We start from the raw sequence: 17952 nt of genomic DNA, 5'->3' as shown, positions 1-17952 counted from the left end.
CACCGCAAGCGGGGCAGACTCTACTCTCACGGAAGGTTGGAGAGCAATGACGGATGCGGCCGGAGACGAGCGTCCGGGTCAGTAGGCGCTGGGCCCCGGCCTCTCGACGTTCCAGGTCACCGTGCCGTCCTCATGGACGCACCGTCGGCGGACCCGGGTGACCAGCTGGGCCGGCACCTGGAGCGCCGCCACCCAGGACCCGTTCCTGCTCCGCTCGAAACAGACGTTGTCGCCGTTGACGACGACGCGGTCGGCCGTGAGGGTGCGCTGAAACCCGCTGTACATCCTGACGCGGTAGACGGACATCGTCCTCCCTCTGCGCGTGCGGTCTCCGGTGCCGGCGGACCGCCGCGGGGGAAGCTCCCGTGCGGGCCGCCCTGGATCCCCGGCCTCCCGGTGGCCGTGACGCGGGGTGCGGGATGCCGCGGGACGGCGGCGCGTCGGCCGGGAGACCACGTGACCAGGATCACCCTACTCTGACGTCAGAGTAGACGAACCCCGGAGGCGGCTGCCCGAGCGCTTCCGGCGTACCGCGCGGGCGGTCACCGGCCCTCCAGGGCGCGGGTCATCCGCTCCAGGTGGCCCAGCAGGAGCTCGGCCTGCTCCGCGTCGAGGTGGGCGGTCATCCGCCGTTCGATCTCCAGCACGTCGCCGCGCGCGGCGCCGAGCCGGGCTCTGCCTTCGGCCGTGAGCGTGGTGGGCAGGGCTCTGCCCTGCGGCGCGGACGCCGGCCGTTCGACCAGCCCGGCGTCCTCCAGGTTGCGGAGCAACACGTTCATCGACTGCCGGGTGACGAAGGCGCCCCTGGCCAGCTCGGCGTTGGACAGCCCCGGCCGCTGGTCGAGCAGTTCCAGGCAGGCGTACTGCGGAGTGGTCAGGTCGTGGCGGCGCAGCGCGGCGTCCATGGTCGAGCGCAGCGCCGCCTGAACTCGTTTCAGCTGGTAGCCCACCAGGCGGCCGAGGTCCATGCCATCGCTCTCTTGCCTCATGTCAACATTCTGACATACAGTCCTCGATGTCAAAGTTCTGACAATGGAGGAAATCATGACGATCACCGGAGTGGACTTCGTGGCGTTGCAGGTGCGCGACCTGGAGGCCGCGGCCGCGTTCTACGAGAAGCGCCTCGGGCTGCGGCGTGACCCCGCCGGGCCGCCGCACGCCGTGGTGTTCGCCACCACGCCCATCCCGTTCGCGGTGCGCGAGCCGCTGCCCGGCGTCGATCTGGACGCGGCCCCGCGTCCCGGTCTCGGGGTGGCGCTGTGGTTCAAGGCCGACGACGCCCAGCGCCTGCACGACGAGCTCGCCGCGGCCGGGGTGCCGATCGTGTCCGCGCCGGTCGACGGGCCGTTCGGCCGGACGTTCTCCTTCGGCGACCCCGACGGGTATGTGGTCACCGTCCACGACAGGTGACGGGGCCCACGCGGGACGTGGCGGGCGCTTGCCCGCCGCCGCCCCGCGTGGGCCCCGTGGCGCACTCTCCCGCTCTCGCGTACCCCGGGAAGCGGGTGGCATGCACAGCTTCGCGGACCGGTCGCCCCGATCAGTTCGTCAGCAGGCCGATGCCGAGTGTCAGCACGCCCGCCGCCAGGCAGAGCGCGCCGAGCCAGAGCAGGATGATCAGACGGTTCGGCCGGGTCACGTCCCGTCCGAGGGACGACAGGAAGAATCCGGCGGACATCAGCGCTGCGGCGGCCGGCACGCCGAGCCGGGCGATCCACAGGGCGACGCCGTCGAGGCCGGTCGCGTCGACGAAAAGGAGGCACACCAGCCCGAGGGTGACCAGCACCCCCGCGTGCGCGTGTCCGGCGCGGGCGAACGTCTGCTGGAAGGGCGTCATCGGCACCGCGCCGCGGACGACGCGGGTAAGGAACCACCCGCCGAACTCGATGGTCACGACGGTCAGCAGGACGGCGCCGGCGATCAGCTGGGTCGGCTGACTGAGCTGCAGGGGGGTCATGGGCTCTCCTGTTCGGACATCATCAGGTCGTACGGGGGCGGTGGTGGGTGAACGTCAGCGGCCGGCGCCCAGGGCGGCCTCGGGAAGACCGAGTGCGCGCGCGAGGTCGGTCAGCTCCGCCTCGAACAGATCGCCCTCCTCGTCGCCGATGACCCGCGGGAGGCCGAGCGACTCCAGGCAGACCATCGCGTAGAGCCGCATCCAGCAGCGGGTGAAGGCGGCCGCGGCGGCCGTGGAGGGCATCGTGATCTTCAGCATCCGGACGAACCGCTCGGCCAGCGGCTCGATCCGGGGCTCGCGGGGCCAGGGAGCGGGGGAGGCGATGCCGTAGTCCCGCCATGCCTCGACGAAGATCTCCCCGAACAGCCTGCCCACCTGGCCTCGCGCACGGCCGACCGCCTGGTTGTCCTCCTCCGGAGGGGACGCGACCAGGGAGAGATGGAACTCCCGGGGGTGCTCGACCCCCCAGCGCCGCAACGCCCTGCTGGCGGCCACGAGCCGCCCCGCCGTGTCCGTCTCGGCCACCTCGCCGACCCTGCCGGCGACGAACGCGGTGAGCTCGTCCAGGATCGCCACGATGACCGCGTCGAGGAGGGCGCGGTGGCTGTCGAAGTAGCGGTAGACGCCGGGCGGGGTCATCCCCATCTCCCGGGCGACCGCCCGGATCGTCAGCGCCTCGACGCCCTGGGCCGTCAGGATCTCGCGGCTCACCGAGATCAGCTCACGCAGTGTGGCGTCACGCACCCTCTGGCGTCGTGAAGGACCGGTCGTCGAGGACCCCTCCATCGGTCTGTCCTCCCCTCTTGTGTTTACGCGTGTTAACTGTAGCGTCTTGCGTTAGCTAAAGCGTTTATGCGACGCTTTCGTTATCCACAATCGCGGAGATGGTCTGCCCGACTCCTGGAGGCCCCCTTGACCACCGACTCCGGCACAGCGCTGGGCTCCAGGCCCGCCGCCGCCCCGGCCGCCGCTCCCCGGGCCGGCGCCGCCGACCGTGACCGCGCCGTCGACCTGCTCGGCGACGCGTTCGCCGCCGGCTACCTGACCAAGGAGGAGTTCGACGAGCGCCTCGACATCGCCACGCGCGCGCGGCACCGCGGCGAGCTCGACGCTCTTGTCGCCGACCTGCCGGCCAGGCTGCGCACGTCGAGGGACCGGGCGCGGCGCCGGGCCCGGAAGGCAAGGGCGGCCAGGCTCGGGGTGCGTATCCACGCCGGCGTCTATGCCGGCACGTCGCTCCTCCTGGTGGTCGTCTGGCTCGCCGTCGGCCGGGCGACGGACTTCTGGTATCCGTGGCCGATCTGGCCCGTCCTCGGCTGGGGCGTCGGAGTGCTGGGCCACGCCGTACCCGTGACCCTGGCGATCCGCGCCCGCGAGCGCCGCAGAGACGTCTGAATCGATCGCGGGAGTTCGCACCGGCCGAGGGACACGCGACCGGCGCGCTCACTGCGCGGAGGAGTCCTCCTTACCGCCCAGGACGCTGGACAGGAACGCACGGGTGCGTTCGTGCGCAGGGGCGGCGAGAAGGTCGCGGGGACGGCCCTCCTCCACGACCACGCCGTCGGCGAAGAAGGTCAGCCGGTCGCCGACCTCCCGCGCGAAGGCGATCTCGTGGGTCACCACGACCATCGTCATCCCCTCGGCGGCCAGGCCCTTCATCACCTCGAGGACCTCGTCCACCAGTTCGGGGTCGAGGGCGGAGGTCGGCTCGTCGAACAGCATCAGCGTGGGCTTCATCGCCAGCGCCCTCGCGATGGCCACCCGCTGCTGCTGGCCGCCGGAGAGCTGGTGGGGCCGCTTGTGCGCGTGGTCGGCCAGGCCGACGCGGTCCAGGTGCTCCATCGCCAGCGTCCGCGCCCGGTTCTGGGACATGCCCAGCACGTGAACGGGCCCGCACGCGACGTTCTCCAGCGCGCTCTGGTGGGCGAACAGGTTGAATCGCTGGAACACCATGCCGATGTTCCTGCGGAAGGCGGCGAACTCCTTCGGAGACCAGGGGTGGTACCTGCCGTCGCGCAGCGTGTGGCCGACCTCCTCCCCGAGCACGCGGAGGCTGCCGCCCAGCACGGGCTCCAGGCCGTTGACGCAGCGCAGGAACGTGGACTTGCCCGAGCCCGACGGGCCGATGATGCAGCTCACCTCCCCGGAGGCGACGGTGAAGTCGACCCCGTTCAGCACCTGCACGCCGTTGTAGCCCATCCGGACGTCCGACGCGACCACGACCGGGGCCGCGCCGCGGGCCTCCCCGGCGCTCACGCGGCCACCTTCGGCAGGACCTTGGCCGCGACCCCGCCGCCGCGCACCAGGCGTACGGCGTCGGAGCCGAACCGGCGCTCCAGCCGCCCCTGCAGGAACGTCGCCACGGCGGTCATGAGCATGTACCAGACGCTCGCCACGATCAGCAGCTCCATGATCCGGTTGTTGGCCTTGTAGATCTGGCTGGCGTTGGTCATCAGGTCGTGCCCGGCGACGACGTACACCAGCGAGGTGGTCTTCAGCATGGAGATGAACTCGTTGCCGGTCGGCGGGATGATGATGCGCAGTGCCTGCGGCAGCACGATGATCCGCATCCGCTTGGCCGGCGTCATGCCCAGCGAGTACGCCGCCTCGGTCTGGCCCCGGTCCACCGCCTGGATGCCGGCGCGCACGGTCTCGGCGAAGTACGCCGCCAGGTTCAGCCCGAGCCCCAGCATGGCCGAGGTGAAGCCGGTCATCACCTGGTTGGTGTCCCACTTGAGACCGATCGCCGTAAAGGGGATCTTGAGCACCAGTTCGGGGAAGAGGAACGCCAGGTTGTACCAGAAGATGAGCTGCACCAGCACCGGCGTGCCGCGGAAGAACCAGATGTAGAACGTGGCCAGCCCGCTCAGCACCGGGTTCTGCGCCAGGCGCATGACCGCGACCAGGACGCCGAGCACCAGTCCGAGGGCCGTCGCCAGTACGGAGATCTCGATGGTGACCAGGACCCCGGACAGGATGCGCTCGTTGAACAGATACTCGGCGACCTTGCCCCAGTCCAGGCGCGGGTTGACCACCACCAGGTAGGCCAGCCAGCCGGCGACCGCGAGCGCGGCGGCCGCGGCGAGCCAGCGGCCCCAGTGCCGGGTGCGCGCGACGGGGACCGGCGTGCCGGCCCCGTCGACGATGGGTTCGGTGCGCACGTCACTTACCGCCGTTGACCACGGCCGACTCGACGGCCAGCGCGTCCAGGTTCCAGGCCTTGAGGATGCTGCCGTACTCCCCGCTCTTGATGAGGGAGTCGAGTGCGCCCTTGACGGAGTCGATGAGCTCCTTGTTGTCCGGCCTCATCCCGATGCCCCAGGGGCTCGCGGTGCCGTCGAGGGCGATGGCCTCCATAGCGAGCTTGGGATCGGCCGCCTTGTACGCGGCGACCACGTAGTCGGTGACGCTCGCCTGCGCACGGCCGTTGCTCACCTGCATCATGGCCTCCGTGTCGCCGGGGAACTTGAGGATGTCCACGGCGGGCTTGCCGTCCTTCTTGCAGTCCTCGTCGTAGCTCTCGGCCAGCTCCATCGAGGAGCCGTTGTCGACGACGGAGACGGTCTTGCCGCACAGGTCCGCGGGCCCGGTGATGCCCGCCGGGTTGCCCTTCTTGACCAGCAGCGCGGCGCCGGCCTGCACGTAGTCGACGAACGTGACCTGCTCCTGCCGTTCCGGCGTGTCGCTCATGGAGGAGATGACGAAGTCGTAGCGGCCGGTGAGCACGCCGGGAATCTGCGAGTTGAACTCCTCGTCGGTGATGGTCACCTTGACGCCGAGCTTCCTCGCGATGGCCCGCGCCAGGGCGGGGTCGAAACCGATCGCGGTCTTGCCGTCGCTCGCGAACAGCTCCATGGGCGGGTAGCCGATCGAGGAGACGACCTTGAGGCCGTTCGACTTGAGGCTCGCCGGCGCCTTGGCCGCGAGCTCCTGGTCCGGGGTGATGGCGTTGATGACGTCGGCCGCCTTCTCCTCGGCGGGGGCCTCGTCGAGGACGACGGCCGGCGGCGCCGAGGCCGCCGCGCCGGAGTCGCCGGCGTCCAGAGACTGGGCGCCGCAGGCGGCGGTCGCGGCGAGCAGCCCGCCGACGGCGAGCGTGGTGAGGATCCGGGTGTTCACAGGGGGTGCTCCTTCAGATGCGCCGCCAGCGGACCTCGCCGCCGACGACGGTGGTCAGAACCTTGGTGCGCAGCACCGCCTCGGGCGACTCCAGGTAGGGGTCGGTGTCCACCGCGATGAAGTCGGCGAGTCTGCCGGGCGTGAGGATGCCCTTGCGCTCCTCCTCGCCCGCGGCGTAGGCCGCGCCCAGGGTGTGGGCGGTGACGGCCTCGGCCATGCTCAGCCGCTGCTCCGGCTGCCACCCGCCGACGGGGGTGCCGTCGGTCCGGGTGCGGGTCGCCGCGGCGTACAGCGCGGCGAAGGGGTTGGGGTGCTCGACGGGGGCGTCGGAGCCGAAGGCCAGCGCGACGCCGACGTTGAGCATCCCCCGCCAGGCGTAGGAGGCCAGATCGTGGCCGGCCAGCAGGTGGTCCACCAGGTCGATGTCGCTGGTGCAGTGCACGGGCTGCATCGAGGCGACGATGCCCAGCCGCGCCATCCGCGCCAGGTCGCCGGGCCGCAGGTGCTGGGCGTGCTCGATGCGGTGCCGCAGCCCCGGCGTCTGGCCGAGCGCCTCGTACGCGTTGATGACCAGGTGGTTGGCCAGGTCGCCGATCGCGTGCGTCGCCACGGCGATGCCGGCTCCGGCCGCCCGGGAGAACAGCGCGACCAGTTCCTCGTACGGCGTGACGGCGATGCCGTTGTTGCCGTGCTCGCCGGCGAAGGACTCGCTCATGTGACAGGTGTGCGAGCCGAGCGCGCCGTCGCTGAAGATCTTCACGGGGCCGGTGCGGACCCAGTCGTCGCCCTGCCCGGTGCGGCGGCCCTCGGCGATCGCCGCCTCCAGGTGGACCATCGGGATCGCCTTGTGGACGCGCAGCTTGAGCTCGCCCGCGTCGCGCAGCTGCAGGTAGGCGGCCCGGCAGTCCTCGCCGTCGATGTCGTGGACGCTGGTCAGGCCGAGCGCGAGCAGCTCCTCCTGCGCCGCGCGGAGCAGGTCGCGCAGGTCGGGGGAGACCATGAGGTCGCGCAGCGGGTACGAGGCCGCTTCGCGCAGGATGCCGGTGGGCTCCCCGTTCGCGTCCCTGACGATCTCGCCGCCCACGGGGTCGGGCGTGCTCGCGTCGATGCCGGCCAGCCGCAGCGCGGCCGAGTTGGCCCACACGGTGTGACCGTCCACGCTGGGCAGCGCGACCGGCAGGTCCGGGCACACGGAGTCGAGCGCGTACCGGTCCGGCTGGGCCGGCGGGTTCCAGGTGTTGCTGTTCCACCGTCCGCCGAACAGCCAGGCGCCCGGCCGCAGCCGCGCCGCGTGCGCGGCCACCGCGGCGAGGGCCTCGTCCAGGGACCGCACGTCGCGCAGGTCCACCGCGCCGAGGCTCTGGGCGTACTGCGCGGTGTGGATGTGCGCGTCGTAGAGGCCGGGGAGCACGGCGGCGCCGTCCAGGTCGATCAGCTCCGCGCCCGGGCCCGCGGCCTCGCGCACCTCCGCCTCCGTGCCGACGGCGAGCAGCGTCTCGCCGTCCACGGCCATGGCCTGGGCGGGTGGGGCGCCGCCGGTCCCCGTGTGGATGGCGGCATTGCGGTACACGCGGCTGCTCATGTGACCTTCAGAAGGATTCGGGAACGGTGGCCCATCACTGTAGAAGTGGCGAAAAGAAGTAGGAAGCGCTATAAACACGACATTTGGCAGCCCTGAGAGCAAGGAACGCTAATGCTCAAGCCGGAACATCTCCGCACTCTGCGCGAAGTGGTGCAGTTCGGCTCCTTCGCCGCCGCGGCGAACCGGCTGGGGTACACCTCGTCCGCCGTCTCCCAGCAGATGGCCGCGCTGGAACGGCAGATCGGCGTCCGGCTGTTCGAGCGGTCCGCGCACAGCGTGCTGCCCACCAACGCCGCGGAGGTGCTGGCCAGGCACGCGGCGACCGTGCTCGGCGACATGGAACGCATGATCGCCACTGTCCAGGCCGTCCACCGCAACAGCGAGCGGCGGATCCGCCTGGGGATCTTCCCCAGCTTCGCCGACAAGCTGACCGGCGTGCTCGGGCGGATGGAGGACGAGGACCGGGCCGGCGTCAAGGTCACCGTCGCCGAGCCCTCCTGGCTCATTCCGCGTCTCGGCGCCGGAGGCGAGCTGGACGCGGCGATCGTCTACCAGGTGGGGAACTCCGGCCTCTCGTGGCCGTCGGCGCTGGGCCGCCGCTGGATCGCCGAGGACCGCTACAAGCTCGTCCTTCCCGCCCAGTGGTGCGACCTGGCGCCGTACCGGGCCGAGCAGCTCGTCGACCTGCCGTGGATCACGCACCATCCGGGCAGCAGCGACGCCTCCTTCTTCGAGGGCGTGTTCGCCCGCTGGGGCCTGCACCCCCGGGTGGCCGGGCACTCCGACGACTTCAAGATCATGCTGGCGATGGTCGAGGCGGGGATGGGCGCCGCGTTCGTCACCGATCTCGCGCTGCACGGGCACGGCCCGGGCGTTGTGGTGGCCGACGTGCCGTGGCTGAACACCAGCCGCAGCATCTTCGCCCTCGCCCGCCCGGAGCGGGAGAGCGCCCGTCTGCTGTCCCTGCTGGACGCTCTGGCGGTCTGACGCTAGGTGGCGGGGTTCGACGCAAAAGGGGAGCTATGTCAGCATTTGCCGGATCTCGGTGCGGCTGGTGACGACTCCGCCGCGCCGTCCCCGCCGGACGGCTCCCCGCCGCCGGAGCAGGCGTTTGAGGAGGCCCCCGACCATGGAACGCGAGCCGCAGATCATCGGGCCGGCCGAGGCGGCCGCGGAACGCGACGCGGCGATCGCCCGGTCCGCCGAGGCGATCCGCCGGCACGCCGATCACGCCATCCTCATCGAGGCCGGCGCCGAGCCGGTCATAGAACGGCTCGCCGGCCGGGAGCGTGCCGCGCCCGGCGTCCCGCCGGAGCTGTGGGCCTGGACCTTCGTCGTCAAGGACATGATCGACGTCGCCGGGCTCCCCACGACCCGCGGTTCCGTCCTGTACGGAGGCGAGGAGGCGCTGACCACCGCCCCCTGTGTCGAGGCGCTGGAACGCGCGGGGGCGCTGCTGGTGGGCAAGGCGAACCAGCACGAGTTCGCCTGGGGCGTCACCAGCGAGAACCCGCACTGGGGCGACGTGCGCAACCCGTGTCACCCGCACCTGTCTCCCGGCGGATCGAGCGGCGGCACGGCGGCCGCCCTCGCCGCGGGCATCGCCAGGTTCGGCCTCGGCACCGACACCGGCGGCTCCGTACGGATTCCTGCGGCCTGCTGCGGCGTGGTCGGCCTGCGGCCCGGAGCCGGCGCCGTACCGGCCGGGGGAGTCGCGCCGCTCGCCCCCATGTTCGACGTCGTCGGGCCCATGACCACCTCGGTCGCCGACTGCGCCCGCGTGTGGCGGGTGCTGTCCGGCGAGGCGGTCGAGCCGCCGGACGCGCTGCGGGGACTGGTCGTCGGCGTCGCCGAGGGATGCGCGCAGGCCGGGGAGTTCGCGGATCTCGGCGCCGAGGTCCGCGAGATCGCCCTGCCGTACGACATCCTCCCGCCCTACTGGACGATCGTGGGCGCGCAGGCCCGCCGCACGCACGAGGCCACCTATCCGCGGGCGGCCGGGAGCTACAGCGAGGGGGTGCGGCGGAAGCTGGACGGCGCCGGCGGGATCGGCCATCGGGAGTACCGCCGGGCGGTCGAGGAGCTCGACGCGGTCAGGGCCCGGTTCTCCACGGAGACGTCCGGGATCGATCTCCTGATCATGCCGACGCTCGGTGGCCCCGCGCCCCGGTTCGGGTGCGACGAGGCCGCCGTGCGCGGCGAGGTCGGCCGCCTCACCGCCGTCGTGTCCGCGCTCGGCCTGCCCGCGCTGGCGGTCGGCGACCTGCAGATGGTGGGACGCCGCGAGGCGGACGTCCTGCGCGCCGGGCTCTGCCGGGAGGCGCGGGGCGGCGGCGTCCCCGAGCCGCGCTGACCCTTCAGGCGGGCCGCGGCAGGGCCCACGGGTCGACCGGGACGACGGCCGTGCAGCGGCCGAGCCGGTCGAGGACCCGGCCGTACAGCTTGGCCTGCCGCAGCACGATCTGCCGGTCGGCCACGATCACGTGGGGAAACCGCTCCTCCAGGCGGACCACCAGCGGGTGCAGGTCCGAGACCTCGTGCAGGCCGACGGTGAGGAGCATGTTGCGGGGGCCCGCGAGCGCCGCGCAGGTGCGGGTCTCCGGCCAGCCGAGCAGCGCCCGGCCCGTCTCCTCCAGCAGACCGTCCGGCATCCGCAGCCACAGGACCGCCGAGGAGTGCCAGCCCGCGTGCGAGCGCGCGAGGTCGCAGCGGAAGTCGATGTCCCCCGTCGCGACCAGCCGGGACAGCCTGCGCTGCACCGTGCGCTCGGACACGCCGACGGCCCGGGCCAGCTCGGAGTAGCCGGCCCGGCCGTCCGGCAGCAGGGCCTTGAACAGCAGGCGGTCGAGCGCGTCCATCCGCCTCGTCGACTCCGGCGGGCCGGGCCGGCGCGTCAGGGCGGCCGCCGTACGAGGGGACAGCACGCGCAGCCGCCAGTGGCGCGAGGCCTCGAAGACGCGCGTCGCGACGTGGGTGCGCACCTTCGCCACCCCCGGCATCCGCGGCAGGTCCGCGAGCAGGTAGTCCGCGAGCGCCGGCATCGACGCGGCCACGGCGATCACGAACAGGTCGTGGCCCGCGGCGACGTGCTGCACGGTGATGAGATGCCCGGCCGTGGCGAGCCGGCCCGCGACCTCGACCGCGGCTCCGGCCGCACAGTCGATCTCCAGGAACGCCATGCTCATCTCGTGCATCTGGCGCCGGCCGAGGGCGACCGTGGTCCAGGCCTCGCCCGAGGCGTTCAGCCGCTGCCAGCGCCGCGCGGCCGTCGCCGGATCGGCGCCGATCGCCGCCCCGATGTCCACCCAGCTCGCGCGGGGGTTGATCTGGAGCGCGTCGATCAGTTCGAGGTCGGCCTCCGACAACAACCGAGACTGCTCCGTGTCGGAATCCTGCACGCATGCCCCTCGAATGACTTTTTGCTGCATTTTTGCGCTCGAAACACCTTATAGACCGATCCTTGTGCGCGCGGCCGTCCCGGCTCGCCCGACCGGCCGTACGGCGCCGGCGCCTGCGGCTTGGACGGGCCCGTGGCACGGACGGGCCTTCGGGGCGGCGCGGGGGACGACACGGGGAGCCCACGGCGAGGCGGGAGTCTCCGCGCGATCGTGCGGCGGAACCCCGTCGGATTCGGGGAGAGGACGAATCTCGATGACTCGGTTCTGGGGCACCCGGCGGGTCCGCGGCCTGGCCGGAGGCGGCCGGTGAGCGAGCCCCGTCTGGTCGGCGTCCTGGGCGGCATGGGACCGGCGGCCACGGTCGACTTCTACGGCAAGCTCGTGGAGGAGACGCCCGCGGCCTGCGACCAGGGCCACGTGCCCGTCGTCATCTGGGGCGACCCCCGCGTCCCCGACCGATCCCTGAGCCTGATCGGCGACGGCGAGGACCCGACCCCATACCTGCGACGCGGCATCGAGGGCCTGAAACGGGCCGGGTGCCAGGTGCTCGCCGTGCCGTGCAACACCGCCCACGCGTTCGTCCCCCGCCTCGCGGACGAGGCCGGGCTGGAGCTGGCCAGCATCATCGAGGTCACCGCCGACGCCCTCGCCGCCGACGGCGTACGCGCGGCGGGCGTGCTCGCCACGACGGGCACCCTGCGCGCGGGCCTGTACGCGGAGGCGCTGCGGCGGCGCGGCGTCACGGTGATCGAGCCGGGCGAGCCCGGCCAGTCGCGGGTCATGGCGGCCATCGGCGCGGTCAAGAGCGGCGCCGCCGGCCCGGCCCACCGGCTGGGCCTCGAGGAGGTCTCGCGCTCACTCGTGGACCGCGGCGCCGAGCGGGTCGTCGCGGCGTGCACCGAGATCGTCCTGGCCCTGGACGCCTCCCGCGTCCCCGTCCCCGTCGTCGACCCCGCCCGTCTGCTCGCCCGCCGGGTCGCCGAACTGGCGCTCCGCTGACCCCGCCCGCCCCGGCCGTCGTGGGGCCCGCGGCCGCTCCCTTCCGGCCGCAGGGAGTCATAGTCGTAGGATGACGAATTAGACGATATTCCTGCTGGTCACGAGGCATGCCATGCGGGTGAGCGGTTCGCGTCGCACACGGTGGGCTGAGGGAAAAGGCGGACTGACCCGGCGCACGATCGTGGTGAGCGCGCTGCTCCTGGGTCTCATCAGCGGTGCCTTCGCGTTCCTCCTGCCGGCGATCACGGGTCTTCGTGAGGCGGTGGAGCTCGCGAACCACTCCAGGCAGGTGCTGACGACCGCGAACCACCTCCAGAGGCTCGTCGTCGACCTCGAGACCGGTCAGCGGGGGTTCGTCATCGCCGGACAGGAGAGCTTCCTGCAACCATGGAAACAAGCCCGCGCCTCCATCCCCGAGCAGGCGGCCACCCTGGAGCGTCTCGCGACCTCGCACAGCGCCGCACAGGGAGACCGGGCGCGCCGGATCAAGCAATCCATCGAGGCCTACGTCCGTGACTATTCGGTGCCGATCGTGGCGGCCGCGCGGCGAAATCCGGCATCCGCCCGAACCGCGGTGGTGACGGAAGAAGGAAAGCGCCGTGTCGACGCGATCAGGGGCCAGTTCGAGCGCTTCGTGACCTTCGAGGACCAACTTCTCGCGTCGCGACAACAGCGTGCCGCCGACGCCGCTGTCCTGGCCACGGCGGCGGCGTCGGCCGGTGTGGCGGGATCGGTCCTGCTCATCCTTCTCTTCGACGCCTACCTGATCCGGTCGATCGTCCGGCCGGTCCGCAGAGCGGCCGCCGTCGCCTCCCGGCTCGCCGACGGAGACCTCACGGCGCGCATGCCCGAAACCGGTGCCGGCGAGATCGGCGAGCTCGAAGTCGCGTTCAACAGCATGGGACGCTCGCTGGAGGAGAGCCGCAGTCTGACAGAGCAGGCGCACAGACGCCTCAAACTGCTGTACGACGCGAGCACGGCGGTGGGCACCACCCTCGATGTGCGGCGGACGGCGGAAGAACTGGCGGAGGTGGTGGTCCCCGAGTTCGCCGACTTCGTCACGGTCGACCTGGTGGTCGCCGTCCTGCGCGGCGATGACCACCACCCGGACGAGGGCGAGACGCTGTGCCGGGTGGCGATCGCAGGCATCGGGGACACCGCGTCGTTCCAACCGCCCGGCTCGGTGATCAGGTGGGCCCCGTCGATGCCGCAGGCCCGCAGCTTCGACTTCGGCGTCGCCGTGATCGAGCCCGATCTGCGGGCTTCCACCGCGTGGCGGACCCGGGATCCGGAAGAGGCCGCCCGGATACTGGACCGCGGCATCCACTCCCTGATCACGACGTCGCTACGTGCCCGCGGGATGCGGATGGGCGTGGTCAGCTTCTGGCGCTCGCGTCCGCCCGGACGATTCGGCGAGGAGGACCTGTCCTACGCGGTGGAACTGACCGCCAAGGCGGGCGTCGTCATCGACAACGCCCGCCGCTACACCTGTGAACGCAACACCGCGCTGACCCTGCAGCGCAGTCTGCTGGCCCAGCGGCTGCCCATGCAGCCCGCGGTGGAGATCGCCTCCCGTTATCTGCCGGCGAGCGTGCAGAGCGGGGTGGGCGGGGACTGGTTCGACGTGATCCCGCTGTCCGGCTGCCGGGTCGCCCTCGTCGTCGGGGACGTCGTCGGTCACGGCATCCACGCCGCCGCCACCATGGGCCGGCTGCGCACCGCCGTACGCACCCTGGCCGACGTCGACCTGCCACCCGACGAGCTCCTCACGCACCTGGACGACCTGGTCATCCACCTCACCAGCGATGAGCAGCTCGGCATGACGGAAGGCCACACGGCCGCGTTCGCCGAGCTGGGCGCCACGTGCCTGTACGCCGTCTACGACCCCGTCTCACGCGCGTGCACCGTGGCCACCGCCGGTCACCCGATGCCTGTTCTGCTCACTCCCGACGGCACCACGGAACTGGTGCGGGGGTCGGTCGGCCCTCCTCTCGGCGTCGGCGGCCTGCCCTTCGAAACCACAGAGCTGCGCCTGACCGAGGGCACCGTCATCGCCCTGTTCACCGACGGCCTGATCGAAGCCCGCGACCGGGACATCGACCGGGGCCTCGCCGAGCTGCGCCGCGCCCTGGCGCTGCCGGCGGCATCACTCGAAGACACCTGCGACGCGGTGACCGGCGCCCTGCTCGACGGCCGTGCGGCTGACGACGCGGCCCTTCTTCTCGCGCGCACCGAAGCCCTCTCCCCGGACCAGATCGCCACGTGGGACGTCCCCGCCGATCCGGCTCTGGTCGCGCCCACCCGGAAGCTCGCCATCGACCAGCTTCTCGTATGGGGACTGGCCGAGATGGAGTTCGTCACCGGCCTCGTGGTGAGCGAGCTGGTCACCAACGCCGTGCGCCACGGGACCGGGCCAATCCAGCTGCGATTGATCCGCGACCGCACACTGATCTGCGAGGTCTCGGACGGCAGCAACACCGCACCGCATCTGCGCCGGGCCCGCGTCTACGACGAGGGGGGCCGCGGACTGCTGCTGGTCGCACAGCTCACGCAGAGCTGGGGCACGAGGCAGACGACTCGCGGCAAGACCATCTGGTGCGAACAGGCCCTGCCTCCTCCCACGCCGAGCTCAGACGGGGCACCTGGCGACGAAGTCTCCAGGGCGGCATGAGGCGCCACTCTCACCACAGGACTCACAGGCATTCGGATGCCGCTGCGGATCAGTCGGTTGCGGGCCTGCGACGGGCGGCGTACGCGCGGGCCTTGGCCCGGTTGCCGCAGACGCTCATGGTGCACCAGCGCCGGGTGCGGCTGCGGGTGCCGTCCCAGAACACCCACTCACACGAGTGGTCCGGGCACATCTTGAGACGCCGCCACTCCCCGTTGGCCACGACCAGGGCCCAGGCGGCGCCGATCGAGGCGAGCGGACCCTCGCCCATCAGCGGGTCGCCGGGCTCCGATGCCGCCCCCAGCCGTACTCGGAGGGGCAGCGCGTCCAGCACGGTCTGCGCCTGACCGATCGCCCGGGCCGCTTCCGGGGTGCCGGGAGCGCCGATGTTGTTGGTCAGCAGGCGCGCGCGCAGACCGGCGCGCAGCGCGATCGCCTGGGTGTGCGTCCGTTCGTCCACGTCGCCGGCCAGACCCCGATCGCGCGCCCAGGTCGTCAGCCCCTCCATCGTGGCGATCGCGTCCGTGCCGTCTTCGACGTCGATCGTGTTGGCGAAGTCACGGATCAGCACCGCGTGGGCCGATGGGTCTGTCATCGCTCTGCTCGTTCCTCCGGGAGTGCCCCGCATTCCAGCTATCAGGATAGTTGGAAGAAAGTCTCCAGCTATCGGGATAGCTGGTTTATTATCCAACCGTCTAAAGCAATAGACGGTTGGAGGTGGCGTGGCCTTGACGGTGACCCGCGGAGTACCACGAGACCGGGCGAGCCGCCGGAACGAGACCGTGCTGGTGGGCTTCACCGCGGTCACCAACCTGGCCGACGGCGTGGTGAAGATCACGCTTCCCATGCTCGCCCTGGCGGCCGGTGGCTCCGCCGGGCAGGTGGCGGGAGTCGGGCTCACGCTCACCCTGCCCTGGCTGCTGGTGTCGCTCCCGGTGGGCGTGCTCACCGACCGGACCGATCGCCGCCGGCTGGTGGTCGTCGCGAACCTGATCCGGCTGGCGACCGTCGCCGTGCTGTTCGCCGCCTCGCTCACCACGGGCGCGTCCGGGCCGCCGTTGCTGCCGGTTCTGTACGCCGTGGGGTTCGTGATCGGAGTCGCCGAGGTGGTGGCCAACACCGCCGTCGGCGCCGTCGTTCCCGCGGCCGTCCCGGCGGAGCGCCGGTCCGGAGCCAACGCGTGGATCGCGGGGGTGGAGACGCTCGCCAACGAATTCTGCGGGCCGGCGGTAGGGGGGCTGCTCGTCGGCGTCGGGGCCGGCGTCGCGCTCGGCTCCACCGTCGCCGCGTTCGCCGCCGGTGCCGTGCTGATGACCCTGCTGGCCGGCCGGTTCCGGCCCGGCCCCGGGCCGGGGCCGGGCGAGGAGCGCGTGAGCCGGGCGAGCCTGTTCGCCGACGTGCGCGAAGGACTGAGCTTTCTGTGGCGCCATCGGCTGCTGCGCACCCTTTCGCTGACGATCGCCGTTCTGGCGGGATGCTGGAGCGCCTGGCTCGCCCTGCTGCCGTCCTACGCGGCGTCCGTACTGGAGCTGGATGCGGCCGGGTACGGCCTGCTGGTCAGCGCGATCGGCGCGGGCGGCCTCGTCGGCGCCGTGCTCACGTCGGCGATCAACCGGCTGCTCGGGGTGCGGTGGGCGCTGTTCGCCGATCTCGTGGGGACGTTCCTGATGATGGCCGTGCCCGCGCTGCTCCCGGCCGCGTGGGCGGTCGGCGCCGCCGCCTTCGTGGGCGGCATGGGCGGAACCCTGTGGACGGTGAACGCGCGGACCATATCCCAGGCGCTCGTGCCCGACCGGCTACTCGGCAGGTACGGCGCCGCCGCGCGCCTGCTCGGCTGGGGCACCCTTCCACTCGGCGCCGCCCTGGCCGGGCTCCTCGCCGAGGCATTCGGTCTTCACCTGGCGTTCGCCGGGTTCGCCCTGGCGGTCGCCGCGCTCACCGTGCCCTTCCTGCGCACCGTCACCCCCGCCGAGCTGCGGGCCGGCGGCCGAGGGTAGGCAGAGCCAGGAGGACGCCCAGGACGAGCACCGCGGCGACGACGAGCAGGATGCCGCCGAAGCCGAGCCCGGTGAGAGCACCGGTGAGCTGCGGGCCCAGGCTGGCGCCGACGAACATGCTGCATCCGTAGAGGGCGACCGCCGCGCCGCGTGCGTGCGGGGCGTCGGCGTTGACGGTCTCGACAACGGCGGGTGCCGCTGCCGCGACGGCGGCCACGAACAGCAGAAGGGCGATGGCCAGTGGCACGGTGTGGCCGCCGAGGAAGGAGCCCGCGGCGACGGTGAGGGCGGCCAGGGCGAAGGCGAGGACCGCACGCAGAGGCGCGCGGAGCCGTTGGAGCACGGGGGCGAGCAGGGGGACGGCGACCAGGGAAGGCAGTGCGCTGGCCCGCAGGGCGAGGATCGCGGAGGAGTCACCGGCGATACTCGGCGGTCCGGCGATGGCCACCGCCGTGTAGAGGGCGACGAAGGCGGACATCAGGGCGACGGTGGACAGGTACAGAGCGCTCAGCCGAGGCTGGCGCAACAGCCGTGGCATCGCCGCGAATGCCTGAAGCAGCCCGCAGTCGGTGCCGTGGCGCGGGGTGGGCCGCAGCACCCGGCGCACCGGAGCCAGGCTCAGGGCCATCAGGGCGGCACCGAGCCAGAAGACCGCGCGCCAGCCGATTCCGGCCGCGACGGCCTGGGCGCCGATCTGCATGACGACGGCGGCGGCGAGCATGCCGCTGGTGATGCAGGCGAGGGCAGTGCCGCGGCGCCGCGGCGCGACGTGGTGGACGACGTAGGAGAGCGCGGAGGGTGCGAAGGTCGCGGCGGTCAGTCCCTGCAGGCTGCGCAGGGCGATGGCCGTGGGGAGGTTGGGGGCGGTGCTGACCGCGGCGGTGGTCGCCGCGGCGGCCACGAGTCCCGCGGTGATCACGGCGCGTGGTCCGTAGCGGTCGGAGAGCGGACCGGAGAGGAGGAATCCGGCGGCGTAGGCGAAGCCGAACGCGGTCGCCGTCCAGGTGGCCTGCGCGGGTGTGGTGCCGAGTGCAGCGGCCATGGGGTTCAGCAGCGCCAGGACGGTGTACATCTGGCCGACCATCAGGACGCCGAGCACGGTCAGCAGGACGGTGGCCGGGGCGGCCGGGGCCCAGTTCGACGGTTGGCCGGGCGTGCTGCTCGTGGCTGTGCGCCTGGGGGTTGTGGTGGGGTGGGACATGGGAGCTCCAGAAGGGGCGTGTAGCGGCCCC

The 17952-nt window shown here is 72.2% G+C and carries 18 protein-coding genes; 7 read left to right on the top strand and 11 right to left on the bottom strand.

Going from position 1 to position 17952, the window contains the following annotated elements; genetic code table 11:
- Positions 1-78: 78 nt before the first annotated feature.
- Entirely contained in the window at positions 79-306 is a 228-nt protein-coding gene (locus AAH991_RS01060; RefSeq protein WP_346224036.1) for a hypothetical protein, read from the bottom strand.
- Between the two features lie 236 nt (positions 307-542).
- The gene (locus tag AAH991_RS01055) at positions 543-989 is read right to left on the bottom strand and encodes a MarR family winged helix-turn-helix transcriptional regulator (RefSeq protein WP_346224035.1); all 447 of its coding nucleotides are present in this window, start codon (positions 987-989) and stop codon (positions 543-545) included.
- Between the two features lie 55 nt (positions 990-1044).
- On the opposite strand from AAH991_RS01055, the gene AAH991_RS01050 reads away from it, so the two are divergent.
- A complete protein-coding gene (locus tag AAH991_RS01050) occupies positions 1045-1410 on the top strand; it encodes a VOC family protein (RefSeq protein ID WP_346224034.1) in 366 nt (121 codons plus the stop codon).
- Between the two features lie 130 nt (positions 1411-1540).
- Here AAH991_RS01050 and AAH991_RS01045 read toward each other — a convergent pair whose 3' ends face one another.
- Positions 1541-1957 carry a hypothetical protein gene (locus AAH991_RS01045; protein WP_346224033.1) on the bottom strand — a complete coding sequence of 139 codons (417 nt, stop codon included), beginning with the start codon at positions 1955-1957 and terminating at the stop codon, positions 1541-1543.
- 54 nt (positions 1958-2011) lie between these two features.
- Positions 2012-2701, bottom strand: a complete 690-nt coding sequence (locus AAH991_RS01040) for a TetR/AcrR family transcriptional regulator (protein WP_346224032.1) — start codon at positions 2699-2701, stop codon at positions 2012-2014.
- Between the two features lie 168 nt (positions 2702-2869).
- Here AAH991_RS01040 and AAH991_RS01035 point away from each other — a divergent pair, with 168 nt between their 5' ends.
- Entirely contained in the window at positions 2870-3352 is a 483-nt protein-coding gene (locus AAH991_RS01035) for a DUF1707 domain-containing protein (protein ID WP_346224031.1), read from the top strand.
- Positions 3353-3400: 48 nt separating this feature from the next.
- Here AAH991_RS01035 and AAH991_RS01030 read toward each other — a convergent pair whose 3' ends face one another.
- The 4 genes from AAH991_RS01030 to AAH991_RS01015 are packed head-to-tail and all read right to left on the bottom strand — an operon-like array spanning position 3401 to position 7658.
- The gene (locus AAH991_RS01030) at positions 3401-4156 is read right to left on the bottom strand and encodes an amino acid ABC transporter ATP-binding protein (protein ID WP_346224068.1); all 756 of its coding nucleotides are present in this window, start codon (positions 4154-4156) and stop codon (positions 3401-3403) included.
- Between the two features lie 53 nt (positions 4157-4209).
- Positions 4210-5118 carry an amino acid ABC transporter permease gene (locus AAH991_RS01025; protein ID WP_346224030.1) on the bottom strand — a complete coding sequence of 303 codons (909 nt, stop codon included), beginning with the start codon at positions 5116-5118 and terminating at the stop codon, positions 4210-4212.
- 1 nt (position 5119) lies between these two features.
- The gene (locus AAH991_RS01020) at positions 5120-6076 is read right to left on the bottom strand and encodes an ABC transporter substrate-binding protein (protein WP_346224029.1); all 957 of its coding nucleotides are present in this window, start codon (positions 6074-6076) and stop codon (positions 5120-5122) included.
- 13 nt (positions 6077-6089) lie between these two features.
- Positions 6090-7658 (bottom strand): amidohydrolase, encoded by a 1569-nt coding sequence (locus tag AAH991_RS01015; RefSeq protein WP_346224028.1) that lies wholly within the window; start codon positions 7656-7658, stop codon positions 6090-6092.
- Between the two features lie 111 nt (positions 7659-7769).
- Here AAH991_RS01015 and AAH991_RS01010 point away from each other — a divergent pair, with 111 nt between their 5' ends.
- Positions 7770-8645 carry a LysR family transcriptional regulator gene (locus AAH991_RS01010; RefSeq protein WP_346224027.1) on the top strand — a complete coding sequence of 292 codons (876 nt, stop codon included), beginning with the start codon at positions 7770-7772 and terminating at the stop codon, positions 8643-8645.
- 142 nt (positions 8646-8787) lie between these two features.
- Positions 8788-10011: an amidase gene (locus tag AAH991_RS01005; RefSeq protein ID WP_346224026.1), complete on the top strand. Its 1224-nt coding sequence runs from the start codon at positions 8788-8790 to the stop codon at positions 10009-10011.
- A gap of 4 nt (positions 10012-10015) precedes the next feature.
- Here the strand turns inward: AAH991_RS01005 and AAH991_RS01000 are convergent, their stop codons facing one another.
- Positions 10016-11056, bottom strand: a complete 1041-nt coding sequence (locus tag AAH991_RS01000) for an Lrp/AsnC family transcriptional regulator (RefSeq protein ID WP_346224025.1) — start codon at positions 11054-11056, stop codon at positions 10016-10018.
- Between the two features lie 306 nt (positions 11057-11362).
- Here AAH991_RS01000 and cuyB point away from each other — a divergent pair, with 306 nt between their 5' ends.
- Both cuyB and AAH991_RS00990 read left to right on the top strand, forming a co-directional pair.
- Positions 11363-12055 (top strand): cysteate racemase, encoded by a 693-nt coding sequence (gene cuyB / locus AAH991_RS00995; protein ID WP_346224024.1) that lies wholly within the window; start codon positions 11363-11365, stop codon positions 12053-12055.
- Positions 12056-12239: 184 nt separating this feature from the next.
- Complete coding sequence (locus AAH991_RS00990; RefSeq protein ID WP_346224023.1) at positions 12240-14726, top strand: SpoIIE family protein phosphatase; 2487 nt, start codon at positions 12240-12242, stop codon at positions 14724-14726.
- Between the two features lie 49 nt (positions 14727-14775).
- Here AAH991_RS00990 and AAH991_RS00985 read toward each other — a convergent pair whose 3' ends face one another.
- Positions 14776-15318, bottom strand: coding sequence for a CGNR zinc finger domain-containing protein (locus AAH991_RS00985; RefSeq protein WP_346224022.1), 543 nt, complete (start codon positions 15316-15318; stop codon positions 14776-14778).
- Positions 15319-15457: 139 nt separating this feature from the next.
- Here AAH991_RS00985 and AAH991_RS00980 point away from each other — a divergent pair, with 139 nt between their 5' ends.
- On the top strand, positions 15458-16720 hold the full coding sequence (locus AAH991_RS00980; protein ID WP_346224067.1) for an MFS transporter: 1263 nt from the start codon (positions 15458-15460) through the stop codon (positions 16718-16720).
- Here the strand turns inward: AAH991_RS00980 and AAH991_RS00975 are convergent.
- Positions 16683-17921, bottom strand: coding sequence for an MFS transporter (locus AAH991_RS00975; RefSeq protein WP_346224021.1), 1239 nt, complete (start codon positions 17919-17921; stop codon positions 16683-16685). The genes AAH991_RS00980 and AAH991_RS00975 overlap by 38 nt on opposite strands.
- Positions 17922-17952 lie beyond the last annotated feature (31 nt).

This window comes from Microbispora sp. ZYX-F-249 (assembly GCF_039649665.1).
Taxonomy (GTDB): Bacteria; Actinomycetota; Actinomycetes; order Streptosporangiales; family Streptosporangiaceae; genus Microbispora; species Microbispora maris.
The sequence above is the reverse complement of the archived record's forward strand: the minus strand, read 5'-3'. Positions and strand labels throughout refer to the sequence as shown.

Coding starts and splice junctions, on each gene's coding strand:
- AAH991_RS01060 (WP_346224036.1), bottom strand. CDS start 306: ATGTCCGTCTACCGCGTCAGGATGTACAGCGGGTTTCAGCGCACCCTC.
- AAH991_RS01055 (WP_346224035.1), bottom strand. CDS start 989: ATGAGGCAAGAGAGCGATGGCATGGACCTCGGCCGCCTGGTGGGCTAC.
- AAH991_RS01050 (WP_346224034.1), top strand. CDS start 1,045: ATGACGATCACCGGAGTGGACTTCGTGGCGTTGCAGGTGCGCGACCTG.
- AAH991_RS01045 (WP_346224033.1), bottom strand. CDS start 1,957: ATGACCCCCCTGCAGCTCAGTCAGCCGACCCAGCTGATCGCCGGCGCC.
- AAH991_RS01030 (WP_346224068.1), bottom strand. CDS start 4,156: ATGGGCTACAACGGCGTGCAGGTGCTGAACGGGGTCGACTTCACCGTC.
- AAH991_RS01015 (WP_346224028.1), bottom strand. CDS start 7,658: ATGAGCAGCCGCGTGTACCGCAATGCCGCCATCCACACGGGGACCGGC.
- AAH991_RS01010 (WP_346224027.1), top strand. CDS start 7,770: ATGCTCAAGCCGGAACATCTCCGCACTCTGCGCGAAGTGGTGCAGTTC.
- AAH991_RS01005 (WP_346224026.1), top strand. CDS start 8,788: ATGGAACGCGAGCCGCAGATCATCGGGCCGGCCGAGGCGGCCGCGGAA.
- AAH991_RS00985 (WP_346224022.1), bottom strand. CDS start 15,318: ATGACAGACCCATCGGCCCACGCGGTGCTGATCCGTGACTTCGCCAAC.
- AAH991_RS00975 (WP_346224021.1), bottom strand. CDS start 17,921: ATGTCCCACCCCACCACAACCCCCAGGCGCACAGCCACGAGCAGCACG.